Origin of the sequence: Dysgonomonas gadei ATCC BAA-286 (assembly GCF_000213555.1) — a bacterium.
Classification (GTDB): domain Bacteria; phylum Bacteroidota; class Bacteroidia; order Bacteroidales; family Dysgonomonadaceae; genus Dysgonomonas; species Dysgonomonas gadei.
Genome location: NZ_GL892003.1, coordinates 1 through 781, shown reverse-complemented (window position 1 = coordinate 781; position 781 = coordinate 1). Strand labels below are relative to the sequence as shown.

Here is a 781-nt window from a genome sequence, read left to right as displayed (position 1 = left end):
TATAAACAAAAAATTATATGGGGAGAGATTTCAGATAAATCTAAATTTGCATTAGATAATGAAGCTTTCTTTCCTGAAGCCACGTCTTTTTTAATGGTAGGGGATAAATTGAAATATATACTAGCTATGCTAAACTCAAGGCTTGGAGAGTGGGTCTTTAATCAGATCGGAACAACAACAGGAGTAGGAACAAATCGATGGAAAAAATATACATTAGAAAAATTATCGGTCAAAATGCCTACAGAATTAGAACAAATACATGTAGAACAAATGATAGATAATATAATTGAAACTCATTCTATTGATGAAATAGAAAAATTAGATAAGTATATATGCCAACTATACAAGTTATCTCAAGAAGAAGTTGAATTTATTGAGAACTTATAAATTGTATTTCTTCTTCAGATAGTCCATACATTGCATATATAAGATTGTCTATTATAGTTTCAAGGACTGTTGTATTCTCATTCTTTTCTTTTTTTATTAGCATTTCTTCTACTAACTTAATGAATGGCTCTTGCTCAAAATCAGATAATAATGGGATTGGAAATAGATTGACATTTTGACCACCAACTTGAACATCTCCAACTCCTGTCTTGTTCATGTTGGTAATATAGCTATACCATTTTATTACATTAGAGTTCAAAACAGACAGTAGATATTCTAGGTATGATCCTGTCAATATATAACAGGCATTATTCACAACATACTCATTGGAATCAATAGAAAAAGCCATTTGATTTCCAATAATCTTCCATATAATTTTTTGTTTATAAAAATC

The 781-nt window shown here is 29.1% G+C and carries 2 protein-coding genes; one reads left to right on the top strand and one right to left on the bottom strand.

Annotated features, from left to right (window positions below; genetic code table 11):
• The coding region (locus HMPREF9455_RS20535) for a TaqI-like C-terminal specificity domain-containing protein (protein ID WP_006801692.1) at nucleotides 1-387 on the top strand (387 nt) is incomplete at its 5' end.
• Here HMPREF9455_RS20535 and HMPREF9455_RS20530 read toward each other — a convergent pair.
• A partial coding sequence (locus HMPREF9455_RS20530) for a TaqI-like C-terminal specificity domain-containing protein (RefSeq protein WP_006801691.1) occupies nucleotides 371-781 on the bottom strand: 411 nt, incomplete at its 5' end. The genes HMPREF9455_RS20535 and HMPREF9455_RS20530 overlap by 17 nt on opposite strands.